The organism is Anaeromyxobacter sp. SG64 (genome assembly GCF_022690745.1).
Classification (GTDB): domain Bacteria; phylum Myxococcota; class Myxococcia; order Myxococcales; family Anaeromyxobacteraceae; genus Anaeromyxobacter; species Anaeromyxobacter soli.
On the sequence record NZ_JALCZB010000035.1, the window covers coordinates 26840 to 44080 of the forward strand.

Here is a 17241-nt window from a genome sequence, read left to right on the forward strand (position 1 = left end):
GGTCTCGTGGCGCGGCGACGGATCGGAGCGAGCCATGGCGAGGTGGGCGGGATGGGGCGCCGGGCCGGCCGGTGCGGGCGCGGCGGGTCCGACGAAGGTGTTCCTGGGGATCGCGCTCGTGAGCTGCGTCGTCGTCGCGGGGGTGCTCGCGAGCGAGCGGCGCCTGCCGGCGGCCGCGGTGGCCGCGCTCGCGGCCGTTTACTTCGCCCTGCGGCTCTTCGCGGGGCTCGGAAGGGAGAGGCGATGAACGCGGAGCCGCTCAGGCCGGTGCTCTACGACGAGGCGCGGGACGTGGTCCGCGTGCTCGACCAGCGGCGCCTGCCGGCCGACGAGGTCTGGCTCGAGCTCGCCTCCGCGGACGAGGTCGTGCAGGCCATCAAGGACCTGACGGTGCGCGGCGCCCCCGCCATCGGCGTCGCCGCGGCGTACGCGCTCGCCCTGGAGTCGCGCCGCGGGGCCGAGCCGCCGCGCCTGCGCGAGGCCGCCGAGCGGCTGGTCCACGCGCGCCCCACCGCCGTGAACCTCGCCTGGGCGGTGCGGCGCATGTCGCGCCGGATGGGCCTCGGGGCGGTGGCGCTCCTCAAGGAGGCGCACGCGATCCGGGACGAGGACGAGGCCGCCTGCCGGCGCATCGGCGCGCTCGGCGCGCCGCTCCTCCCGCCGCGCGCGAGCGTCCTCACCCACTGCAACGCCGGCGCGCTCGCCACCGCCGGCTACGGCACCGCCCTCGGCGTCGTCCGCGCGGCCGTGGAGGCGGGGAACGCCGTCACGGTGTTCGCGGACGAGACGCGCCCGTTCCTGCAGGGCGCCCGGCTCACCGCGTGGGAGCTGAAGCGCGACGGGATCCCGGTGACGCTCCTCACCGACGGCATGGCCGGCTGGCTCATGGCGCGCGGAGAGATCGCCTGCGTGGTCGTGGGCGCCGACCGCATCGCCGCGAACGGCGACGTGGCGAACAAGATCGGCACCTACGCCCTCGCCGTGCTCGCCGCGTACCACCACCTGCCGTTCTACGTGGCGGCGCCGTGGAGCACGGTCGACCTGCAGACCGCGGACGGCGCGGCCATCCCCATCGAGGAGCGCGGCGCCGACGAGGTGCTGATGCTCGCCGGCCAGCGCATCGCGCCCGCCGGCGTGCCGGCCCGCTACCCCGCCTTCGACGTCACGCCTGAGCCGCTCGTCACCGCCCTCATCACGGAGCGCGGGGTGGTGCGCCGTCCGTTCGGGCCCGGCCTCGCGGCGCTCGCCGCGAGGTAGGCAAACCGGCGCCTTCCCGCGCCCGACACCCTCCGTCTAACATCCGCGCCGCATGGCCGACATCGGCTCGACCCGGGTGTTCGGGCACGCTCGCCGCAGCGTGAAGATCATCGGGCTCCGGCGGCGCCCGCTCGCGGACCTCTACCACCGGCTCGTGACCGGGAGCTGGACCCGCCTCGTCACGATCTACGCGCTCGTCTTCTTCGGCACGCAGGCGCTGTTCGGGCTCGCCCACCTCGCCCTCGCGGCGGAGTGGCCGCCGGGCGCGTCGGTGATCCCCGCGCTCCTCGCCGCCGCCGACGCGCCGCCCGCGCCGGCGCCGCCCCTCTCCGGCCGCTGGCTCGCCGGCGGGGCGGTCTCCGCGGTCGAGACCTTCGTGCGCTGGCTGCTCGCCGTCATCGGCGCCGGCATCCTCCTCGCCAAGTACTCGCGCATCCCCGCGCGCGTCATCTTCAGCCGGGTCGCGGTCGTCGGCCCGCACGCCGGCGGCCGGGCGCTCCTGTTCCGCATGGCGAACGAGCGGACGAGCCACATCCTCGACGCCAAGGTCTCGGTCATGCTCGTGCGCAACGAGCGCGGCGAGGACGGCGAGGTGGTGCGCCGCGCCCACGATCTCCCCCTCGCGCGCGACGGCTCGGCGCTCTTCTCCCACGCCTGGACGGCGGTCCACCCGGTCACCCGCGAGAGCCCGCTCTTCGGCGAGACGGAGGCGTCGCTCGCCGCCGAGGACGCCGAGCTCGTCGTGACGCTCTCCGGCTACGACGAGGGGCTCACCCGCGTGATCCACGCGCGCCGCACGTACCTGCCCGAGGAGCTCCGCTGGGACGTGCGCTTCCGCGACATCGTGAAGGTGCTCCCCGGCGGAGCTCAGGCCGTCGACTACCGCCGCTTCCACGAGGTGGTGGCGATCGAGCCTCCCGGCGAGCGGACCCCGCGGCGCGCCGCGCGCTGAGCTCCGCGCACACCGGGGCGGCCCACCGCGCCTGGAGCGCAGGCGGCCGCGACGGCCCCGCGCTAGATTGAGGAGACGATGGCCACCCGGACCTGCCCCGCCTGCGCGCGCCCGCTCGGCTCCAACGCGGACTGCCTCTCCTGCCGCGAGGCCGCCGCGAGCGAGCTCGCGCGCGAGGCGAAGGACATCACGCCCGAGAGCCTCCCCGGGCGCGCCTCGGCCGCCCGGCGCTTCCTGCGCCGGCCGCCGTGGTACGCCCGCCGCGCGCCGGGCGCGTTCCGCGCGAAGCTCAGGCTCCTCTGGATGGTGCTGCGCGATTACGCGAACGGGACGTACCGGAAGGTGCCGTGGAAGTCCGTCGCCGCGCTCGCCGCCGCGGTGGCCTACGTGCTCTCGCCCGTCGACCTCGTGCCGGACTTCCTCTTCCCGGTGGGCCTCGCGGACGACGCGGTGCTCGTCGCGCTGACCTGGGGGCTCGTGAAGCGCGAGCTGCGCGAGTACTGCGCTTGGAAGGGCCTCTCCCCGGCGCACTTCGGGCTGTAGACGGCGAACGATCCCGGGCGGCGGCGCCTCCTACCGCTCCCGCATCTCCGCGGCGAGGTCGCGGACCGCGGCTTGCGCCGCGTCGATGCTCTGCGCGCGCCAGGGTCGCCCGTGGCCGGGGATGACCCACTCGAACCGGTGCGCCGCCAGCCGCTCCATCGAGCGGGTCTGCGAGTCCCAGTCCCACCAGCACACCGACCGCGACGCGCCGAGCCTCCCCTCGGCGTCGCCCCACAGGTGGTCGCCCGTGAAGAGGTACCGCTCGCCGACGAGGAGCGCCGTCGAGCCGGCGGTGTGGCCGGGGACGGGGATGGCGAGGAGGTCGTTCGCGAGGGCGGTGGGCGCGTCGCCCTCGAGGCGGAGCTCGACGCCGCGGGTTCCGGCGGTCACATCGCGCGCGTGGAGCACGCGGGCGCAGCCGAGCGCCTCCGCCCAGCGGGCGTGATCGGCGACGTCGTCGCGGTGACTGAGGAACAGGAAGCGCGCCCCGCCCAGCGCGCGCAGGCGTGCGAGGAGCGGGGCCGTGAAGCGCGGCGAGTCCACGAGCACGTTCCCGCCGCGGCGCAGCACGAGCCACGACGCCGCGCCGAAGGAGGACTCCGCCGCGTAGCCGCAGTCGAGGATGTCGGGGGCGTCCTCCGCGAGCGGGACGGGGAGCGCGCGCGAGGCCTCGCGCACTCCCGCGCCGGAGGTGGAGCCGATCGCGGCGACGGGGCAGGAGACGAGCGCGAGGAGGGCCCGCCGCCGCGCCTCGCCGTCAGACGGCTGCGAGGCGACGAAGGCGCGGTCGTCCTCGCCGCCGCCGAACGTCGCGGGCGCGAGGCGGCGGCAGGTGTCGCAGGAGATGCAGCGATCGTCGACGAAGAGATCGCCGGGCGCGTTCTCCGGGACGGCGCGCGTGCGAAGGGCCACGCCGCTCTGATAAGCGGGCGTGGCCCTCGGGTCAGCGGGCTTCGCGCGAACGCTCCGCCCTAGTGCTTGCCCTAGTGCTTGCCCTTGTGCTTGCCGTTACCGTGGCCGCCGTGGCCGTGGTCGTCGTCGTGATCGCGGTACTCGCGGCGATCGTAGTCCCTGCCGCCGTCGCGGAAGTACGCGGGCGCGGGCTGCGGGCGGCCGCCGTAGTAGGCGGGGCCGTGCTTCTCCCCCTTCCAGCCCTTCTCCGGCTTCCAGTGCTTGTAGTGACCGGGCGGGACCTTCACGAGGGCCACCGGCACCGCGCGGGCGGGCGCCATGACCCAGCCGCCCCGGTGCGAGCGGGAGCGGTACCAGACGTCGTCCTCGCGGACCCAGTAGTAGCCGTTGGTGTAGAACACCTCGTGATCGCACTCGGGCACGACCTGAACGCCCGGGCTGACGACGACGAGCTGGGGCAGGACGACCGGCAGATCGAAGCTGATTCCAGCCGAGGCGCGGAGCTGGGCCTCGGCGATCGACGGCAAAAGGAGCGCTCCGGCGAGCGCGAGCGTGAGCTTTCGCATAAGGTCGGCAGGATCGGGTGATCGGGCGCCCCGCGCAATGTGAGGCGGGGAGGCAGGCGAGCCCACCCCGGGGCGGTCCGGTCCAAGCCCCGGGATTCCTTGACAGCCCCGGCGGCCTGATCGTATATGACCGCCCTTCCGGAGGCCCGGAGGCGCGCCGTTTCGCGGCCGCGCGCTGGTGAAATCCTCCCAGATTTCGAGGAGAAGGCGATGTACGCGGTGATTCGGACCGGCGGGAAGCAGTACCGCGTCGCGCAGGGCGATCGGCTCAAGGTCGAGAAGCTCGCTGGCGACGTCGGCGGCAAGATCAGCTTCGAGGTGCTGCTCGTCGGCGGAGAGGGCGAGGCCAAGATCGGCGCGCCGGTCGTCGCGGGCGCCGCGGTCGAGGGCGAGATCGTCGCCCAGGACAAGCACAAGAAGGTCGTCCACTTCCGCAAGAAGAAGGAAGGCTGGACGAAGAAGCGGGGCCACCGGCAGCCGTACACCGAGGTCCTCATCACGACGGTGCGCGCGTAACGCTCGCGCCCCCGACGACCCGGTTCCGGGTTCAGGTGGAGTAGAAAATGGCTCACAAAAAGGGACAGGGCTCCTCGCGCAACGGCCGTGACTCTCCCGGCCAGCACCGCGGCATCAAGGTCTACGGGTCCGAGAAGGTCGTGGCGGGGAACATCCTCGTCCGCCAGGTCGGCACCCTCGTCCACCCCGGCGCGAACGTCGGGATGGGCAAGGACTTCACGCTCTTCGCGCTCGTGGACGGCACCGTGAAGTACAGCCGCGCCCGGGGCGATCGGCGCTTCGTCTCCATCGTTCCGGGGGCGTAGCGCTCCGCCGCTCCGGTCCGCCCCCGGCGGACGAGGCGGCCTCCACTCATCACGGCGCCGCGGGCCACCCAGGTCCGCGGCGTTCGCGTTTGTAAAAGGCTCCGAATGAAGTTCGTCGACGAGGTCCGCATCCACGTGAAGGCCGGCGACGGCGGCAACGGCGCCGTGGCGTGGCGGCGGGAGAAGTTCATCCCGCGCGGCGGACCGGCCGGCGGCGACGGCGGGAACGGCGGGGACGTGGTGCTGGTCGTCGACCCGCAGCTCTCGACGCTGCTCGACTACCGCTACGTCCGGGAGCACCGCGCGAGGAGCGGCGAGCACGGCCAGGGCTCGGACATGAACGGCAGGGACGGCGACCCGCTCGTCCTGCGCGTGCCGCCGGGCACGGTCGTGAAGGACGCCGGCACCGGCGAGCTCGTCGCGGACCTCGGCGGCGAGGGCGAGCGGCTCGTCGTCGCCAAGGGTGGTCGCGGCGGCCTCGGCAACATGAACTTCGCCACCTCGACGAACCAGGCGCCGCGCTACGCCGAGGACGGCACGCCCGGCGAGGAGCGGGAGCTCGTCCTCGAGCTGAAGCTCCTCGCGGACGTGGGCATCGTCGGCTACCCGAACGCCGGCAAGTCGACGCTCATCAGCCGCATCTCCCGGGCCCGGCCCAAGATCGCGGACTACCCCTTCACGACGCTCGTGCCGAACCTCGGCGTCGTCTCCTGGCGAGGCGAGAAGAGCTTCGTCGTGGCCGACATCCCCGGCCTCATCGAGGGGGCGCACGAGGGCGCTGGGCTCGGCCACCAGTTCCTCCGTCACGTGGAGCGCTGCCGCGTGCTCGTGCACCTCGTCGAGGGCGCGAACCCCGAGGAGGGTCGCTCGCCGAAGGCGGACTACGAGGCCATCAACCGCGAGCTCGCGCTCTACTCGCCGGCCCTCGCGGAGAAGCCGCAGATCCTGGCGGTGACGAAGATCGACGTCCCCGAGTCGCGCGCCGCCGGGGAGAAGCTCAAGAAGGCGTTCGCGCGCCGCAAGCAGCCCGTCGACGTCCACCTCGTGTCGGCGGTCACCGGCGAGGGGATGCCGGAGCTGCTCGACGCGGTGGGGCGCGCCCTCTTCGAGGAGGCGCGGCCGCGGCGCGGCGGCCGAGGGCGCCGGCTCGGGAAGCCGAGGGCCGAGAAGTGAGCCGGCGGGGCGAGGGCGGCGCCGAGCGCGCCGCGGAGGCGCCGGAGCCGGGCGGGCCGGACTTCCTCGTCCCGGAGCGCCGCGCGCGCATCGACGCGGTCGTCGCGAACCGCACCCGGACCCTCACCGTGGTGATGGAGGCGTTCTGCGATCCGCAGAACGTGAACGCCGTCCTCCGCACCTGCGAGGCGTTCGGGATCCAGGAGCTGCACGCGATCGAGGGGCCGATGAAGCCCTTCGACCGCAACAAGAAGATCAGCCAGAACGCGGACAAGTGGCTGGACGTGCGGCGCTGGAGCTCCACGGGAGAGTGCCTCGCGCACCTCAAGGCGGAGGGCTTCGCGATCTACGCCACGCACCTCGGCGAGGGGACGCGCTCGCTCGACGCGCTGCCCTTCGCCGGCAAGGTCGCGCTCGTCTTCGGCAACGAGCACCGCGGCGTCTCGGCCGAGGCGCTGGCCCTCGCCGACGCCTCGTACGCCATCCCGATGCGCGGGTTCGTGCAGTCGCTCAACGTCTCGGTCGCGGCGGCGGTCTCGCTCGCGAAGGCGGTCGAGCGGCGCGAGGCCGAGCGCGGCCGTCACGGCGACCTCTCCGAGCTCGAGGCGGCGGCGCTGCGCGAGCGCTTCTACGTGCTCGCCGTGAAGCAGCGCGCGAAGATCGCCAAGGCCGAGCGCGCCGAGGCGCGGCGCGCGGCGCACCGGCGCTGAAACGGTGGCCGCGCGCGCCTCGCCCCCGCGTACGAATGCTGTCGCGGGTAGGAGCCCGCCGTGTCCGTATCGGTGGTCCGTCGCGCGGCCGGTGAAGGGCGAGTCGCGGTCTCCGCGCTCAGCCGTGCCGAACCTCCGGGGTGGAAGAGGCGGAGCGCCGCCTGGCATGAACGCCGCATCGCTCGTGGCGCATGATCATCGCCCACGTGCTGCTGCTCGTCACCGCTGCCGCCTCTGCCGTGTCGCCGATCTCGCGCGAGGGGCGGGTCTCTGCGCCCGAGGGGTTCCGCGCCGCGCTACCCGCCGGTTTCGAGTATCTCGTCCAAGCCGGCAACGATGGGCTTCCCATCTACGGGGCAACGGCGCGAGACGGCCGTTCGGCCGTGACCGTCTCCACCTCGGTCGCGCAGAGCTCGTTCGAGTGCGGATCCGAGGAAACGGCAGCACTCGGGCTCGAGGAGTTCACCTCGCGCACCGGGTTGCACGGCTGCAAGATCGTGCGTGCGAGCGAGGACGGCACGGCGGCCCTGGCCTTGGCGCTCGTCGGCTCCGGGCGGGCGGTCGTGTTGGTCACCGCGGCCGCACGCTCCGCCAGCGCGGCGGAGCGCCTCGTCGAACAGGTCACGCATTCCGTCGAGATCCGGCCGGAGCTGGTGCGCGCCGCCGCGGAGGCGGACGACCTCGTGCGCGCGCCCGACCGCCGGCTCATCGGGTGCTTCGATCAGGAACTGGGCGTCGGAACGCTGAACAACGGCGCGCGCTCCTTCAAGAAGCGCTGCTTCCGCGAGGACTTCACGTTCGTCGAGACGACCCAGGTCTTCACGTCCTCCACCACGTACGACGAGCCCAACGGCGATCGGCCGTTCACGACCGCGAATACGGTCGCCCGTGCGACCGGGCTCTCCGCGCCGATCGCGGTCGAAGGGACATGGTGGGCCGAGGACGACATGCTGACGCTGACGTTCGAGGACGGGGACGTGGAGGGCGAGCTCGTGATCGGCGACGCCGGGATGATCTTCCGCGGCAACTTCTGGGAGCGCGGGGGCGAGGAGTGAAGGCGTTCGCCAAGGAGGGCTGGGCCGTCGCTTCGGCGCTGGGTCTCATGTCGCGCCGCGCGCGGCGCCGCTGGCGAAAAATCGTCGGAAACGGGCCGTTCGCGAGTCGAGCGGCCTCCGCCCGCGCTTTCCCCTAGACTGGGGGAATGCCGGCCGCCCCCGAGTACCCCTTCTCCACCCGCGTCGCGTCGCTGAAGAGCTCCGCCATCCGGGAGATCCTGCGCGTCGTCGCCCGCCCCGACGTCATCTCCTTCGCCGGGGGACTGCCCGCGCCCGAGCTCTTCCCGACCGAGGCCCTCGCCTCGCTCGCGCGGGAGCTGCTCTCGTCGCCGCGCGGCCCGGCGGCGCTCCAGTACGCCGAGACCGAGGGCCACGAGGGCCTGCGCGCGCGCATCCTCGGGCGCGTGCCGTTCCCGGTGGGCGCGTTCGGTGACGACGGGGTCCTCGTCACGCAGGGCTCGCAGCAGGGGCTCGATCTCCTCGCCAAGCTGTTCCTCGACCCGGGCGACGAGGTCCTCGTCGAGACTCCTGCCTACCTCGGCGCGCTCCAGGTGTTCCGCTTCTTCGGGGCGCGCGTCACGTTCCTGCCCTGCGACGCCGAGGGGCTCAGGCCCGACGCGCTCGCGGACGCGCTCCGGCGCCGCCCGAAGCTCCTCTACCTCACCCCCACGTTCCAGAACCCGAGCGGCGTCTGCTACCCGGAGGCGCGCCGGCGAGAGGTGCGCGAGGTCCTGCGGAGCTCCGAGGTGATCGTGGCCGAGGACGATCCGTACCGCGACATCTGGTTCGACGAGGCGCCGCCCGCGCCGGTGGTGCTCGGACACGACCCGGCGCGCAGCGTGTACCTCGGCAGCTTCTCCAAGACCGCGGTCCCGGGCCTGCGCGTCGGCTTCCTGCTCGGGCCCCCGGCCATCGTCCGCCGCTGCGTCCTCGCGAAGCAGGCGACGGATCTCCAGACCAACTCGCTCGGCCAGCACCTGCTCTTCGACCTGCTCGGCCAGGAGGGCTTCGCGCGCCACGTCGAGGGGCTCCGGCGCGAGTACCGCGCGCGCCGCGACGCGCTCGACCGCGGCCTCGCGGCGACGCTCGGGGAGCGGCTCACCTGGAACCGGCCCGGGGGCGGCATGTTCCTGTGGGCGCGCCTCACCGGCGGCGGGGACGCCGCGGAGCTCCTCACCCACGCCCTGGCGGAGGGGCTCGCGTTCGTGCCGGGCGGCGAGTTTCACCCGGAGGGCGAGGGCAAGGCCACGCTCCGCCTCAACTTCACCCACAGCGCGCCCGCGCGGATCGCGGAGGGCGTGGCGCGGCTCGGGCGCGCGTTCGGGCGGTGGGGACGCTAGGCCTCCGGCTCTCCGGGGGCTGCCGCCGTTTCCGCCTCCTCCGCCCGCGCGCGGCGCCGCGCGCTCCGCAGCGCCGAGAGGACCGCGACGGCGAGGATGAAGGCGGCGAGCCACGGCGCGCCGCGGTCGAGCTCCCGTCGCAGCACGCTGCGCTCCGCCGCCCAGAAGAGCGCGATCCCGGAGAAGACGAAGGTCGCGCCCGCGGAGAGGAGCCCGCGCGCCACGCGGCCCTTGCCGGGACGGCCCCGGACCAACGCCAGGCGCAGCCCGGCGCCCGCGGCGAGCAGGAGCCCGAGGAGGACGAGCCACAGGCCGGCCACGCCGCCGACGAGCCCGGGGAAATCGTAGAGGGTCATGCGGCCTCCTCGGTGCAGCCGTCCCAGAACGCCGCGAGGTCGGCCGGGAGCGGCACCTCGAGCCGGACCGGCTCCCGCGTGCGCGGGTGCGGGAGCTCGAGCCGCCACGCGTGCAGCGCGTGGCGCGGCAGCCGCAGGCGCGCGCGGTCCTCGTCGGTGAGGGCGTGGCGGGTGAAGCGATCGAAGATGTTCTCGTCGGGCCCGTAGATCTTGTCGCCCACCATGGGCAGGCCGGCGTGCGCGAGGTGGGCGCGGATCTGGTGCTGGCGGCCCGTGCGGGGCCGGCAGGCGAGCAGCGTGACCGGGGTTCCGCCCGCGAGGACGCGCCTCGACAGCACCTCGAAGTCGGTCGCCGACGGGAGCCCGCCCGCGGTCACGTGCATGCGGACGCGCACCGCCGACGCGCCGGTGAGCGCGAGCGGCGCGTCCACCGTGAAGGCGTCCTCGCGCGGCGCGCCCTCGGTGATGGCGAGGTAGGTCTTCGCGACGCGCCCGCCCGCGAAGTCGCGCTTCATGCGCGACGTCCACTCCGGCGCGCTGCCGCAGGCGAGCAGCCCCGAGGTCTCGCGGTCGAGGCGGTGGGCGGGGTCGACCTTCCGGTCCGGGAAGCGCGCCCGGGCGAGCGTGGTGAAGGTGTTCGCCGAGTAGCGGGCGGTGGGGTGCACGGGCAGCCCGGCGGGCTTGTCAACCACGAGGAGCGCGCCGTCGTCGTGGACGACGTCGAAGACCTGCGGCGTCTCCGGCTCGGGCTCGGCGTCCTTGAGGAGCGCGAAGGAGAGGCCCGGCGTGACCCGCGTCGAGGGCTTCAGCCGGCGACCGTCCTCGGTCTCGAGGCGGCGCTCGATGAGCCGCTGCACGCGCTCGCGGGAGAGGCGCCGGATCTTCTCCTGCAGGTAGCGATCGAGCCGCCAGCCCGCGTAGTTCGGCTCGACGGTGAAGCGGACGCGGACGACCTCGGGCACGGGCGGACCATACCACCGCGACCGCGCGGCGGTCGCCGCCGGGCCTGTCGCCGCGGTGCAGGGCGCGGCGACGGTGTCGCACACGCGCCTCCCGCGCGAGCCGGCGCGGACGATGACCGATGAATCCCCGAGCAGGTAACATCGTCCGTTCGTTCGCCCACCCCTCCAGGAGCCAACCATGCGGAAGCTGCTCGCCCTGCTCATCGCCTTCCCCCTCGCCGCGGCCGCCCAGGATCCGGGGCCGCAGCCGCCCTACACGCCAGGGTCGCGCGCGCCGCGCTACGCGCCCGCCCAGCAGCGCGACAACTGGTACATCGGCTTCGGCGTCGGCATGGGGGACGGGAGCGTCTCCGGCCAGGGCGACAGCCTGTCGTTCAAGGAGCTGAACTACGATCGCGACCCGACCCGCCTCGCGCTCAACTTCAAGGTCGGCTGGACCGTCACCCCGCGCCTCCTCCTCGGCCTCGACATCACCGCTGCGCGCGCCCAGGCGAGCGGCAGCGGCCTGACGACCTCCGCCCAGATCACGAACTACGACGCGGTCGCGACGTTCTTCCCCATGGAGCGGGGCTTCTTCGTGCGCGGCGGCCTCGGCCTGTCCGCGCTGTCCCTCGCGTACGACGACGGGTTCGACGACGTCACGGACACCTACGGCGGCACGAACATCCTCGGCGGCCTCGGCTACGCGTTCTGGCTCGGGAAGCAGTTCAACCTGACCGTGAACCTGGACGCCTCGAAGCAGTTCTACGGCTCGAGCGACACGGCGCCGGAAGGCTCCCAGTTCTGGATGCTGTACGCCGGCTTCGACTGGTACTAGGGCTCCGCGTACGCCGACGTCTCGCGCGCCGGGCCTCGAGGGGGGCCCGGCGCAGAGCGAGCGAACCGCGCCGGCGCGTGGCGCCCGCGGCAGACGGGCGCCGTTCGCCGACCCGGGTGCCCCGACGCGAGGGCCTGGGCCCGCGAGCCGCCACGCGCACGCTCTCTCGCGCGGAGTGGGATCCACATAGGCCGTGCGGCAGTCGCGGGTTGACGCGATCGGTCCCTTCCCGTACTTTGCGGTCCCGGTTTGAGACGCATCGCCGTCATCATCCCGGCCCGGTTCGGAGCCCAGCGCTTCCCCGGAAAGCCCCTCGCCGAACTGGCAGGCCTGCCCCTGATCGCCCATGTGGTCGACCGGGCGCGTGCTGCGCGTGGCGTCGACGCCGTCGCGGTCGCGACGGACGATGACCGCATCGCACGTGCCGCGGCCGCCGCGGGCGCGGAGGCGATCCTGACGGGTCCGGCGAGCACCGGGACGGACCGGGTGGCGGAGGCGGCGCGGCGGCTCGCGCCGGCGCCGGACGTCGTGGTGAACCTGCAGGGCGACGAGCCGCTCATCGAGCCGGCGGCGATCGAGACGCTCGTCCGGGCGATGGACGGCGACGTCGAGATGGCGACGCTCGCCCGCCCGCTCGAGCCGGAGGAGCTCGAGCGGACGCAGGTCGTGAAGGTGGTGACCGATCTGCGGGGCGACGCGCTCTACTTCTCTCGCGCGCCGATCCCGCACCGCCGCGCGGGCGGACAGAGCCCGCTCGCGCGCGCGCACGTGGGCATCTACGCGTTCACCGCCGCGTTCCTCCAGCAGTTCGCCGCGTTGCCGCCCGGGCGGCTCGAGGCGGAGGAGTCGCTCGAGCAGCTGCGCGCGCTCGAGCACGGGCACAGGATCCGCGTGGCCGACACCGCCTACCGGGGTTTCGGCATCGACACGCCAGAGGACCTCGACCGGGCGCGGGCGCTGCTCGCCGCCGGTCGCGCATGAGTGAGGGGAAGGGGACACGGATGGTGAAGCGAGGCAAGAAGACCAAGTACCTGTTCGTCACCGGCGGCGTCGTGAGCTCGCTCGGGAAGGGCCTCGCGGCCGCGTCCATCGGCGCGCTCCTCGAGAACCGGGGGCTCGAGGTCACGCACCTCAAGCTCGACCCGTACATCAACGTCGATCCCGGGACGATGAGCCCGTTCCAGCACGGCGAGGTGTACGTCACCGACGACGGCGCGGAGACGGACCTCGACCTCGGGCACTACGAGCGCTTCACCAGCGCCAAGATGACCCGGAAGAACAACTACACGACCGGGCGCATCTACTCGAACGTCATCCAGCGCGAGCGGCGCGGCGAGTACCTGGGGAAGACCGTGCAGGTCATCCCCCACATCACCGACGAGATCAAGGCGGTCATCCGCGAGGCGGCGGGCGGCGTCGACATCCTCATCGTGGAGGTCGGCGGCACCGTGGGCGACATCGAGTCGCTGCCGTTCCTCGAGGCGATCCGCCAGATGAAGTACGACGTGGGCGAGGAGAACGCGGTCTACGCGCACCTCACGCTCGTGCCGTTCATCGCCGCCGCCGGCGAGCTCAAGACGAAGCCCACCCAGCACTCCGTGAAGGAGCTGCGCGAGATCGGCATCCAGCCGGACCTCCTGCTCTGCCGCTCGGATCGCGAGATCTCGCGGGAGATGAAGGACAAGATCGCGCTCTTCTGCAACGTGGACCCGTCGGCGGTGTTCACCGCGCTCGACGTGAAGTCGATCTACGAGGTGCCGCTCGAGCTCCACAAGGAGGGGCTCGACGACAAGCTCGCCGAGCTCTTCAACATCTGGAGCCGGGCGCCGCGCCTCGACAAGTGGGAGCAGATCGTCCAGAAGGTGAAGGCGCCCAAGCACGGCGAGGTGCGCATCGGCGTGGTCGGCAAGTACGTCGAGCTGCACGAGAGCTACAAGAGCCTCAACGAGGCGCTCGTGCACGGCGGCATCGCCGGCGACGTGCGGGTGACGCAGGTCTTCATCGACTCGACGAAGCTCGAGGAGGGCGATCTCTCCGAGCTCGACCAGGTGGACGCGATCCTCGTCCCCGGCGGCTTCGGCGTGCGCGGCACGGAGGGGAAGATCCTCGCGGTGCACCACGCGCGCGAGCACAAGATCCCGTTCTTCGGGATCTGCCTCGGCCTGCAGATGGCGGTCATCGAGTTCGGGCGCACCGTGCTCGGCCTCGAGCGCGCGAACTCGCTCGAGTTCGACGAGCAGACGCCGCACCCGGTCGTCACGCTCATGGAGGCGCAGAAGGCCGTGGCCGAGAAGGGCGGCACCATGCGGCTCGGCAGCTACCCCTGCGCCCTCAAGGAGGGGACGAAGGCGCGCGAGCTGTACGGCGTCGAGCTCGTCCAGGAGCGCCACCGCCACCGGTACGAGTTCAACAACGCCTACCGCGCGCAGTACGAGGCGCAGGGGATGGTGTTCTCCGGGACGAACCCCGAGCTCAACCTCGTCGAGATGATCGAGCTCAACAACCACCCGCACTTCGTAGGCTGCCAGTTCCACCCCGAGTTCAAGTCGAAGCCGTTCGCCCCCCACCCGCTCTTCGCCGGGTTCGTGCGCGCGGCGCGCGAGCACCGCGACCAGCAGGCCGGCCGCCACGCGGCGGTGACGAAGCTCCCGGTCGGGAAGAACGTCCAGGGATGAGCGAGCGCGTTCTCGCCCGCATCGGCGGGCACGAGGTCGGCGACGGCCGGCGGCTCCTCCTCATCGCGGGGCCGTGCGTCATGGAGTCCGAGGCCCACGCGCTCGCGCACGCGCGCAAGGTGAAGGCGCTCGCCGAGAAGCACGGGCTCCCCGCGGTGTTCAAGGCGAGCTTCGACAAGGCGAACCGCTCCTCCGGCAAGAGCTACCGCGGCGTCGGGCTCGAGCGGGGGCTCGCCGCGTTCGAGGCGGTGAAGCGCGAGACCGGCCTCCCCTGCACGACCGACGTCCACGAGACCTGGCAGGCGGAGGCGGCCGGGCGCGTGGTGGACGTGCTGCAGGTGCCGGCGTTCCTCTGCCGGCAAACGGATCTCGTCCTCGCCTGCGCGCGCCACGGCAAGAGCGTCTCCGTGAAGAAGGGGCAGTTCCTCGCGCCGCGGGAGATGCGCCACGCGGTGGCCAAGTGCCGCGAGGCCGGCCAGGAGAACGTGCTCCTCGTCGAGCGCGGCGCCACCTTCGGCTACGGCAACCTCGTCGTCGACATGCGCGGGCTCGTGATCATGCGCGAGCTCGGCGTGCCGGTGTGCCTCGACGCGACGCACTCGGTGCAGCTCCCGGGCGGCGGCGGGGACACCACCGGCGGCGAGCGGCAGTACGTGGCGCCGCTCGCGCGCGCCGCCGCCGCGGTCGGCATCGACGCGCTCTTCATCGAGATCCACGAGGACCCCGCGCTGGCGAAGTCCGACGGCCCGAACTCGCTCGACTTCGACATGGCGGACCGGCTCCTCACCGAGGTGCTCGCGGTCCGGCGCGCCCTGGGGCAGCCGTGAGCCCGCAGGACGACCTCCTCGCGCGCGCCGCGCGCGTGCGGCTCGTCCTGCTCGACGTGGACGGCGTCCTCACCGACGGGCGGATCTGGTACGGCCCCGAGGGCGAGGCGCTGAAGGCGTTCGACGTGCGGGACGGGCACGGCGTCGTGCTCCTCCGCGACCACGTGGACTTCGGCGTCATCTCCGGCCGGCCGGGGAAGGCGACCGAGGTCCGGCTCGTGGAGCTCCGCTTCAAGCACCTCATCTTCGGCGAGCGCGACAAGCTCGAGGGCTACGCCCGCCTCGCGCACCTGGGCCTTCCGGACGAGGCGGTCGCGTACATGGGCGACGACGTGAACGACGTGCCGCTCCTCCGCCGGGTGGGGCTCGCCGCGGCGCCCGCCGACGCCCGCCCCGAGGCGAGGGCCGCCGCGCACCTCGTCACCGCGGCCCCGGGCGGCCGCGGCGCCGTCCGGGAGCTCTGCGACCTGCTCCTCGCAGCGAAGCACATCGCCGTCTAGCCCGCACGAGGGGGGCGCGCGCGAGCGCGCCGAAACCCTCGAAGTCAAGGGCCCGCGCCCCTGCCGATCCCCCCGGATCACGTGCTAGTTTCGCGCCGCCATGACGGTCCCGCTGCGCAAGCGGATCAAGCGGAGCGTGCGGTCGGCGATCGTGCGCGCCGCCATCCGGCTCCTCTCGCTCCTGCCCCTCTCCGTGGCGCTCGCGCTCGGCGGCGCCCTCGGCCGGCTCGGCTACCTCCTCGCCGGCAAGACGCGAAGGCTCGCCCTCCGGCACCTCGCGCTCGCGTTCCCGGAGAGGTCCGAAGCGGAGCGCGAGGCCATCGCGCGCCGCATGTTCGTGCACCTCGGCCGCGCCGCGATGGAGGTGGTGACGATCCGCTCCTACGACGCGCGGCTCGAGACCTACGTGGAGCTCGCGAACGGCGAGGTGCTCCGCGAGGTGATGGCGCGGGGCAAGGGGATGATGTTCGTCACCGGCCACGTCGGGAACTGGGAGCTCCTCGCCCGGCGCATCGCCCGCGCGGGCGTGCCGAACGCGGTCATCGCCAAGGCAGGCCACGACCCCAGGCTCAACGCGCTGGCCGAGGAGTTCCGCGCCTCCGGCGGCGTGACGACGCTCTGGCGCGAGAACCCGGAGACCGGCCGGGCCATCATCCGCACCTTCCGCCAGGGGCGGGCCCTCGGGCTCCTCATCGACCAGGACACCGACGTGCAGGGCGTCCACGTGCCCTTCTTCGGCCGCCTGGCCTACACGCCTCGCGCGGCGGCGGACCTCGCGCTCCGCTTCGGCGCGCCGGTCGTGGTCGGCACCATCCGCCGCAGGGGGCCGCGCGCCGGGGACGGGCACCTCCTCGAGGTGGTGGAGATCCCGTACGACCCGTCCGCGCAGGACCGAGAGGCCGAGGCCGTCCGGCTGACCGCCGCCTGCTCCCTCGCGCTCGAGACCGCCATCCGACGTAGCCCGGAAGAGTGGGTCTGGATGCACGAGCGCTGGAAGACCCGCCCGCCCGCCGAGGCCGGCTCGCCGCAGCAAGCAAGCACGATGCCGAAAAGCTCTGAGCTTTCCGGCGCCTAGGCGCACCCCGCATAGCAAGGTGTGTGCCCGTCGATCGGGGTTGGAAAGAATGCTACCGTTTCCGCGGTTTTCGACATGGGCAGTGCGGGCGGTCTCGCTCGCTGCCGCCCTCCTGGCGACGCCGGGATGCCGTTCGAACCAACCACGGGAGGCCGAGCAGGTGGCGCCGGAGCTGAAGCTCGAAGGGGTACGATTCCGCATGTACCGGCGGGAAGAGCTGCGCGCCTCGGGCGAGGCGGCCTCCGCCACGCTGCGGCGTGACTCGACCCGCGTCACCGCGCACGACCTCGTGGCCGTCCTGCCCGGGGAGGGTGCGCCGGTCCGGATCACCGCCCCCCGCGGCGAAGGGGTGCTCTCGAAGAGCGTCTTCTCCGCGACCGGCGGGGTGGTGGTGAGCAGGCGCGAGGACGTCGCCCGGACCGCCAGCGCCCGCTACGAGCCCTCGGATGGCGGCGGCCTCGTCCGCGGCGACGAGCCCGTCGTCGTCGAGGGGACCGGCTACCGGCTGACCGGGCCGCGCTTCACGCTCGACCCCGCCGTCGGGCAGATCGTGATCGACGGGGGCGCCCACCTCGAGGCCGGGCGTGGGGCCGCACGATGACGCTCGCCGCCCTGCTCGCCCTGGCCGCGCTCGCCGGTGCGCCGCAGGCGCCCGCCCGCGCGAAGCCGCAGCGCGCCGCCGCGAGCGCCGCGCCGCGGG

21 protein-coding genes are annotated in these 17241 nt (G+C 73.5%); 17 read left to right on the top strand and 4 right to left on the bottom strand.

Annotated features, from left to right (window positions below; genetic code table 11):
* The first annotated feature begins 34 nt into the window (after window positions 1–34).
* The 4 genes from MNZ29_RS12410 to MNZ29_RS12425 all read left to right on the top strand — a co-directional run bounded on the left by MNZ29_RS12410 (window position 35) and on the right by MNZ29_RS12425 (window position 2752).
* On the top strand, window positions 35–247 hold the full coding sequence (locus MNZ29_RS12410) for a hypothetical protein (RefSeq protein WP_242337117.1): 213 nt from the start codon (window positions 35–37) through the stop codon (window positions 245–247).
* Complete coding sequence (gene mtnA / locus MNZ29_RS12415; RefSeq protein ID WP_242337120.1) at window positions 244–1257, top strand: S-methyl-5-thioribose-1-phosphate isomerase; 1014 nt, start codon at window positions 244–246, stop codon at window positions 1255–1257. The genes MNZ29_RS12410 and mtnA overlap by 4 nt, the downstream gene beginning before the upstream one ends.
* A gap of 52 nt (window positions 1258–1309) precedes the next feature.
* Complete coding sequence (locus tag MNZ29_RS12420; protein ID WP_242355428.1) at window positions 1310–2209, top strand: potassium transporter; 900 nt, start codon at window positions 1310–1312, stop codon at window positions 2207–2209.
* A gap of 78 nt (window positions 2210–2287) precedes the next feature.
* The gene (locus MNZ29_RS12425; protein WP_242337126.1) at window positions 2288–2752 is read left to right on the top strand and encodes a YkvA family protein; all 465 of its coding nucleotides are present in this window, start codon (window positions 2288–2290) and stop codon (window positions 2750–2752) included.
* 30 nt (window positions 2753–2782) lie between these two features.
* Here the strand turns inward: MNZ29_RS12425 and MNZ29_RS12430 are convergent, their stop codons facing one another.
* A complete protein-coding gene (locus MNZ29_RS12430) occupies window positions 2783–3664 on the bottom strand; it encodes an MBL fold metallo-hydrolase (RefSeq protein ID WP_242355430.1) in 882 nt (293 codons plus the stop codon).
* 71 nt (window positions 3665–3735) lie between these two features.
* Complete coding sequence (locus MNZ29_RS12435) at window positions 3736–4230, bottom strand: hypothetical protein (RefSeq protein WP_242337132.1); 495 nt, start codon at window positions 4228–4230, stop codon at window positions 3736–3738.
* A gap of 210 nt (window positions 4231–4440) precedes the next feature.
* Here MNZ29_RS12435 and rplU point away from each other — a divergent pair, with 210 nt between their 5' ends.
* The 6 genes from rplU (at window position 4441) to MNZ29_RS12465 (ending at window position 9329) form a co-directional block, all read left to right on the top strand.
* Window positions 4441–4746: a 50S ribosomal protein L21 gene (gene rplU, locus MNZ29_RS12440; protein ID WP_242337135.1), complete on the top strand. Its 306-nt coding sequence runs from the start codon at window positions 4441–4443 to the stop codon at window positions 4744–4746.
* Window positions 4747–4793: 47 nt separating this feature from the next.
* Window positions 4794–5051, top strand: a complete 258-nt coding sequence (rpmA, locus tag MNZ29_RS12445) for a 50S ribosomal protein L27 (protein WP_242337138.1) — start codon at window positions 4794–4796, stop codon at window positions 5049–5051.
* Window positions 5052–5156: 105 nt separating this feature from the next.
* Window positions 5157–6224 carry a GTPase ObgE gene (gene obgE / locus MNZ29_RS12450; protein WP_242337141.1) on the top strand — a complete coding sequence of 356 codons (1068 nt, stop codon included), beginning with the start codon at window positions 5157–5159 and terminating at the stop codon, window positions 6222–6224.
* The gene (locus MNZ29_RS12455) at window positions 6221–6934 is read left to right on the top strand and encodes an RNA methyltransferase (RefSeq protein WP_242355432.1); all 714 of its coding nucleotides are present in this window, start codon (window positions 6221–6223) and stop codon (window positions 6932–6934) included. The genes obgE and MNZ29_RS12455 overlap by 4 nt, the downstream gene beginning before the upstream one ends.
* Window positions 6935–7125: 191 nt before the next feature.
* Window positions 7126–7989, top strand: coding sequence for a hypothetical protein (locus MNZ29_RS12460; protein WP_242355434.1), 864 nt, complete (start codon window positions 7126–7128; stop codon window positions 7987–7989).
* A gap of 146 nt (window positions 7990–8135) precedes the next feature.
* A complete protein-coding gene (locus MNZ29_RS12465) occupies window positions 8136–9329 on the top strand; it encodes a PLP-dependent aminotransferase family protein (protein ID WP_242337150.1) in 1194 nt (397 codons plus the stop codon).
* Here the strand turns inward: MNZ29_RS12465 and MNZ29_RS12470 are convergent.
* Window positions 9326–9685 carry a hypothetical protein gene (locus MNZ29_RS12470; protein WP_242337153.1) on the bottom strand — a complete coding sequence of 120 codons (360 nt, stop codon included), beginning with the start codon at window positions 9683–9685 and terminating at the stop codon, window positions 9326–9328. The two genes, MNZ29_RS12465 and MNZ29_RS12470, sit on opposite strands and share 4 nt — an antisense overlap.
* Window positions 9682–10647, bottom strand: a complete 966-nt coding sequence (locus MNZ29_RS12475; protein ID WP_242337155.1) for an RluA family pseudouridine synthase — start codon at window positions 10645–10647, stop codon at window positions 9682–9684. Before MNZ29_RS12475 ends, MNZ29_RS12470 begins: the two co-directional genes overlap by 4 nt.
* Window positions 10648–10825: 178 nt before the next feature.
* On the opposite strand from MNZ29_RS12475, the gene MNZ29_RS12480 reads away from it, so the two are divergent.
* From MNZ29_RS12480 to MNZ29_RS12510, 7 genes are all read left to right on the top strand, one after another.
* On the top strand, window positions 10826–11464 hold the full coding sequence (locus tag MNZ29_RS12480; protein ID WP_242337157.1) for a hypothetical protein: 639 nt from the start codon (window positions 10826–10828) through the stop codon (window positions 11462–11464).
* Between the two features lie 249 nt (window positions 11465–11713).
* Window positions 11714–12445 (top strand): 3-deoxy-manno-octulosonate cytidylyltransferase, encoded by a 732-nt coding sequence (kdsB, locus tag MNZ29_RS12485; RefSeq protein ID WP_242337159.1) that lies wholly within the window; start codon window positions 11714–11716, stop codon window positions 12443–12445.
* Window positions 12446–12465: 20 nt separating this feature from the next.
* Complete coding sequence (locus tag MNZ29_RS12490; protein WP_242337161.1) at window positions 12466–14139, top strand: CTP synthase; 1674 nt, start codon at window positions 12466–12468, stop codon at window positions 14137–14139.
* Window positions 14136–14966, top strand: a complete 831-nt coding sequence (gene kdsA / locus MNZ29_RS12495; protein ID WP_242337163.1) for a 3-deoxy-8-phosphooctulonate synthase — start codon at window positions 14136–14138, stop codon at window positions 14964–14966. The genes MNZ29_RS12490 and kdsA overlap by 4 nt, the downstream gene beginning before the upstream one ends.
* Window positions 14963–15466: an HAD family hydrolase gene (locus MNZ29_RS12500; RefSeq protein WP_242337165.1), complete on the top strand. Its 504-nt coding sequence runs from the start codon at window positions 14963–14965 to the stop codon at window positions 15464–15466. The genes kdsA and MNZ29_RS12500 overlap by 4 nt, the downstream gene beginning before the upstream one ends.
* 100 nt (window positions 15467–15566) lie before the next feature.
* On the top strand, window positions 15567–16541 hold the full coding sequence (locus MNZ29_RS12505; protein WP_242337167.1) for a lysophospholipid acyltransferase family protein: 975 nt from the start codon (window positions 15567–15569) through the stop codon (window positions 16539–16541).
* Window positions 16542–16740: 199 nt separating this feature from the next.
* Window positions 16741–17142 (top strand): hypothetical protein, encoded by a 402-nt coding sequence (locus MNZ29_RS12510; protein WP_242337169.1) that lies wholly within the window; start codon window positions 16741–16743, stop codon window positions 17140–17142.
* Window positions 17143–17241 lie beyond the last annotated feature (99 nt).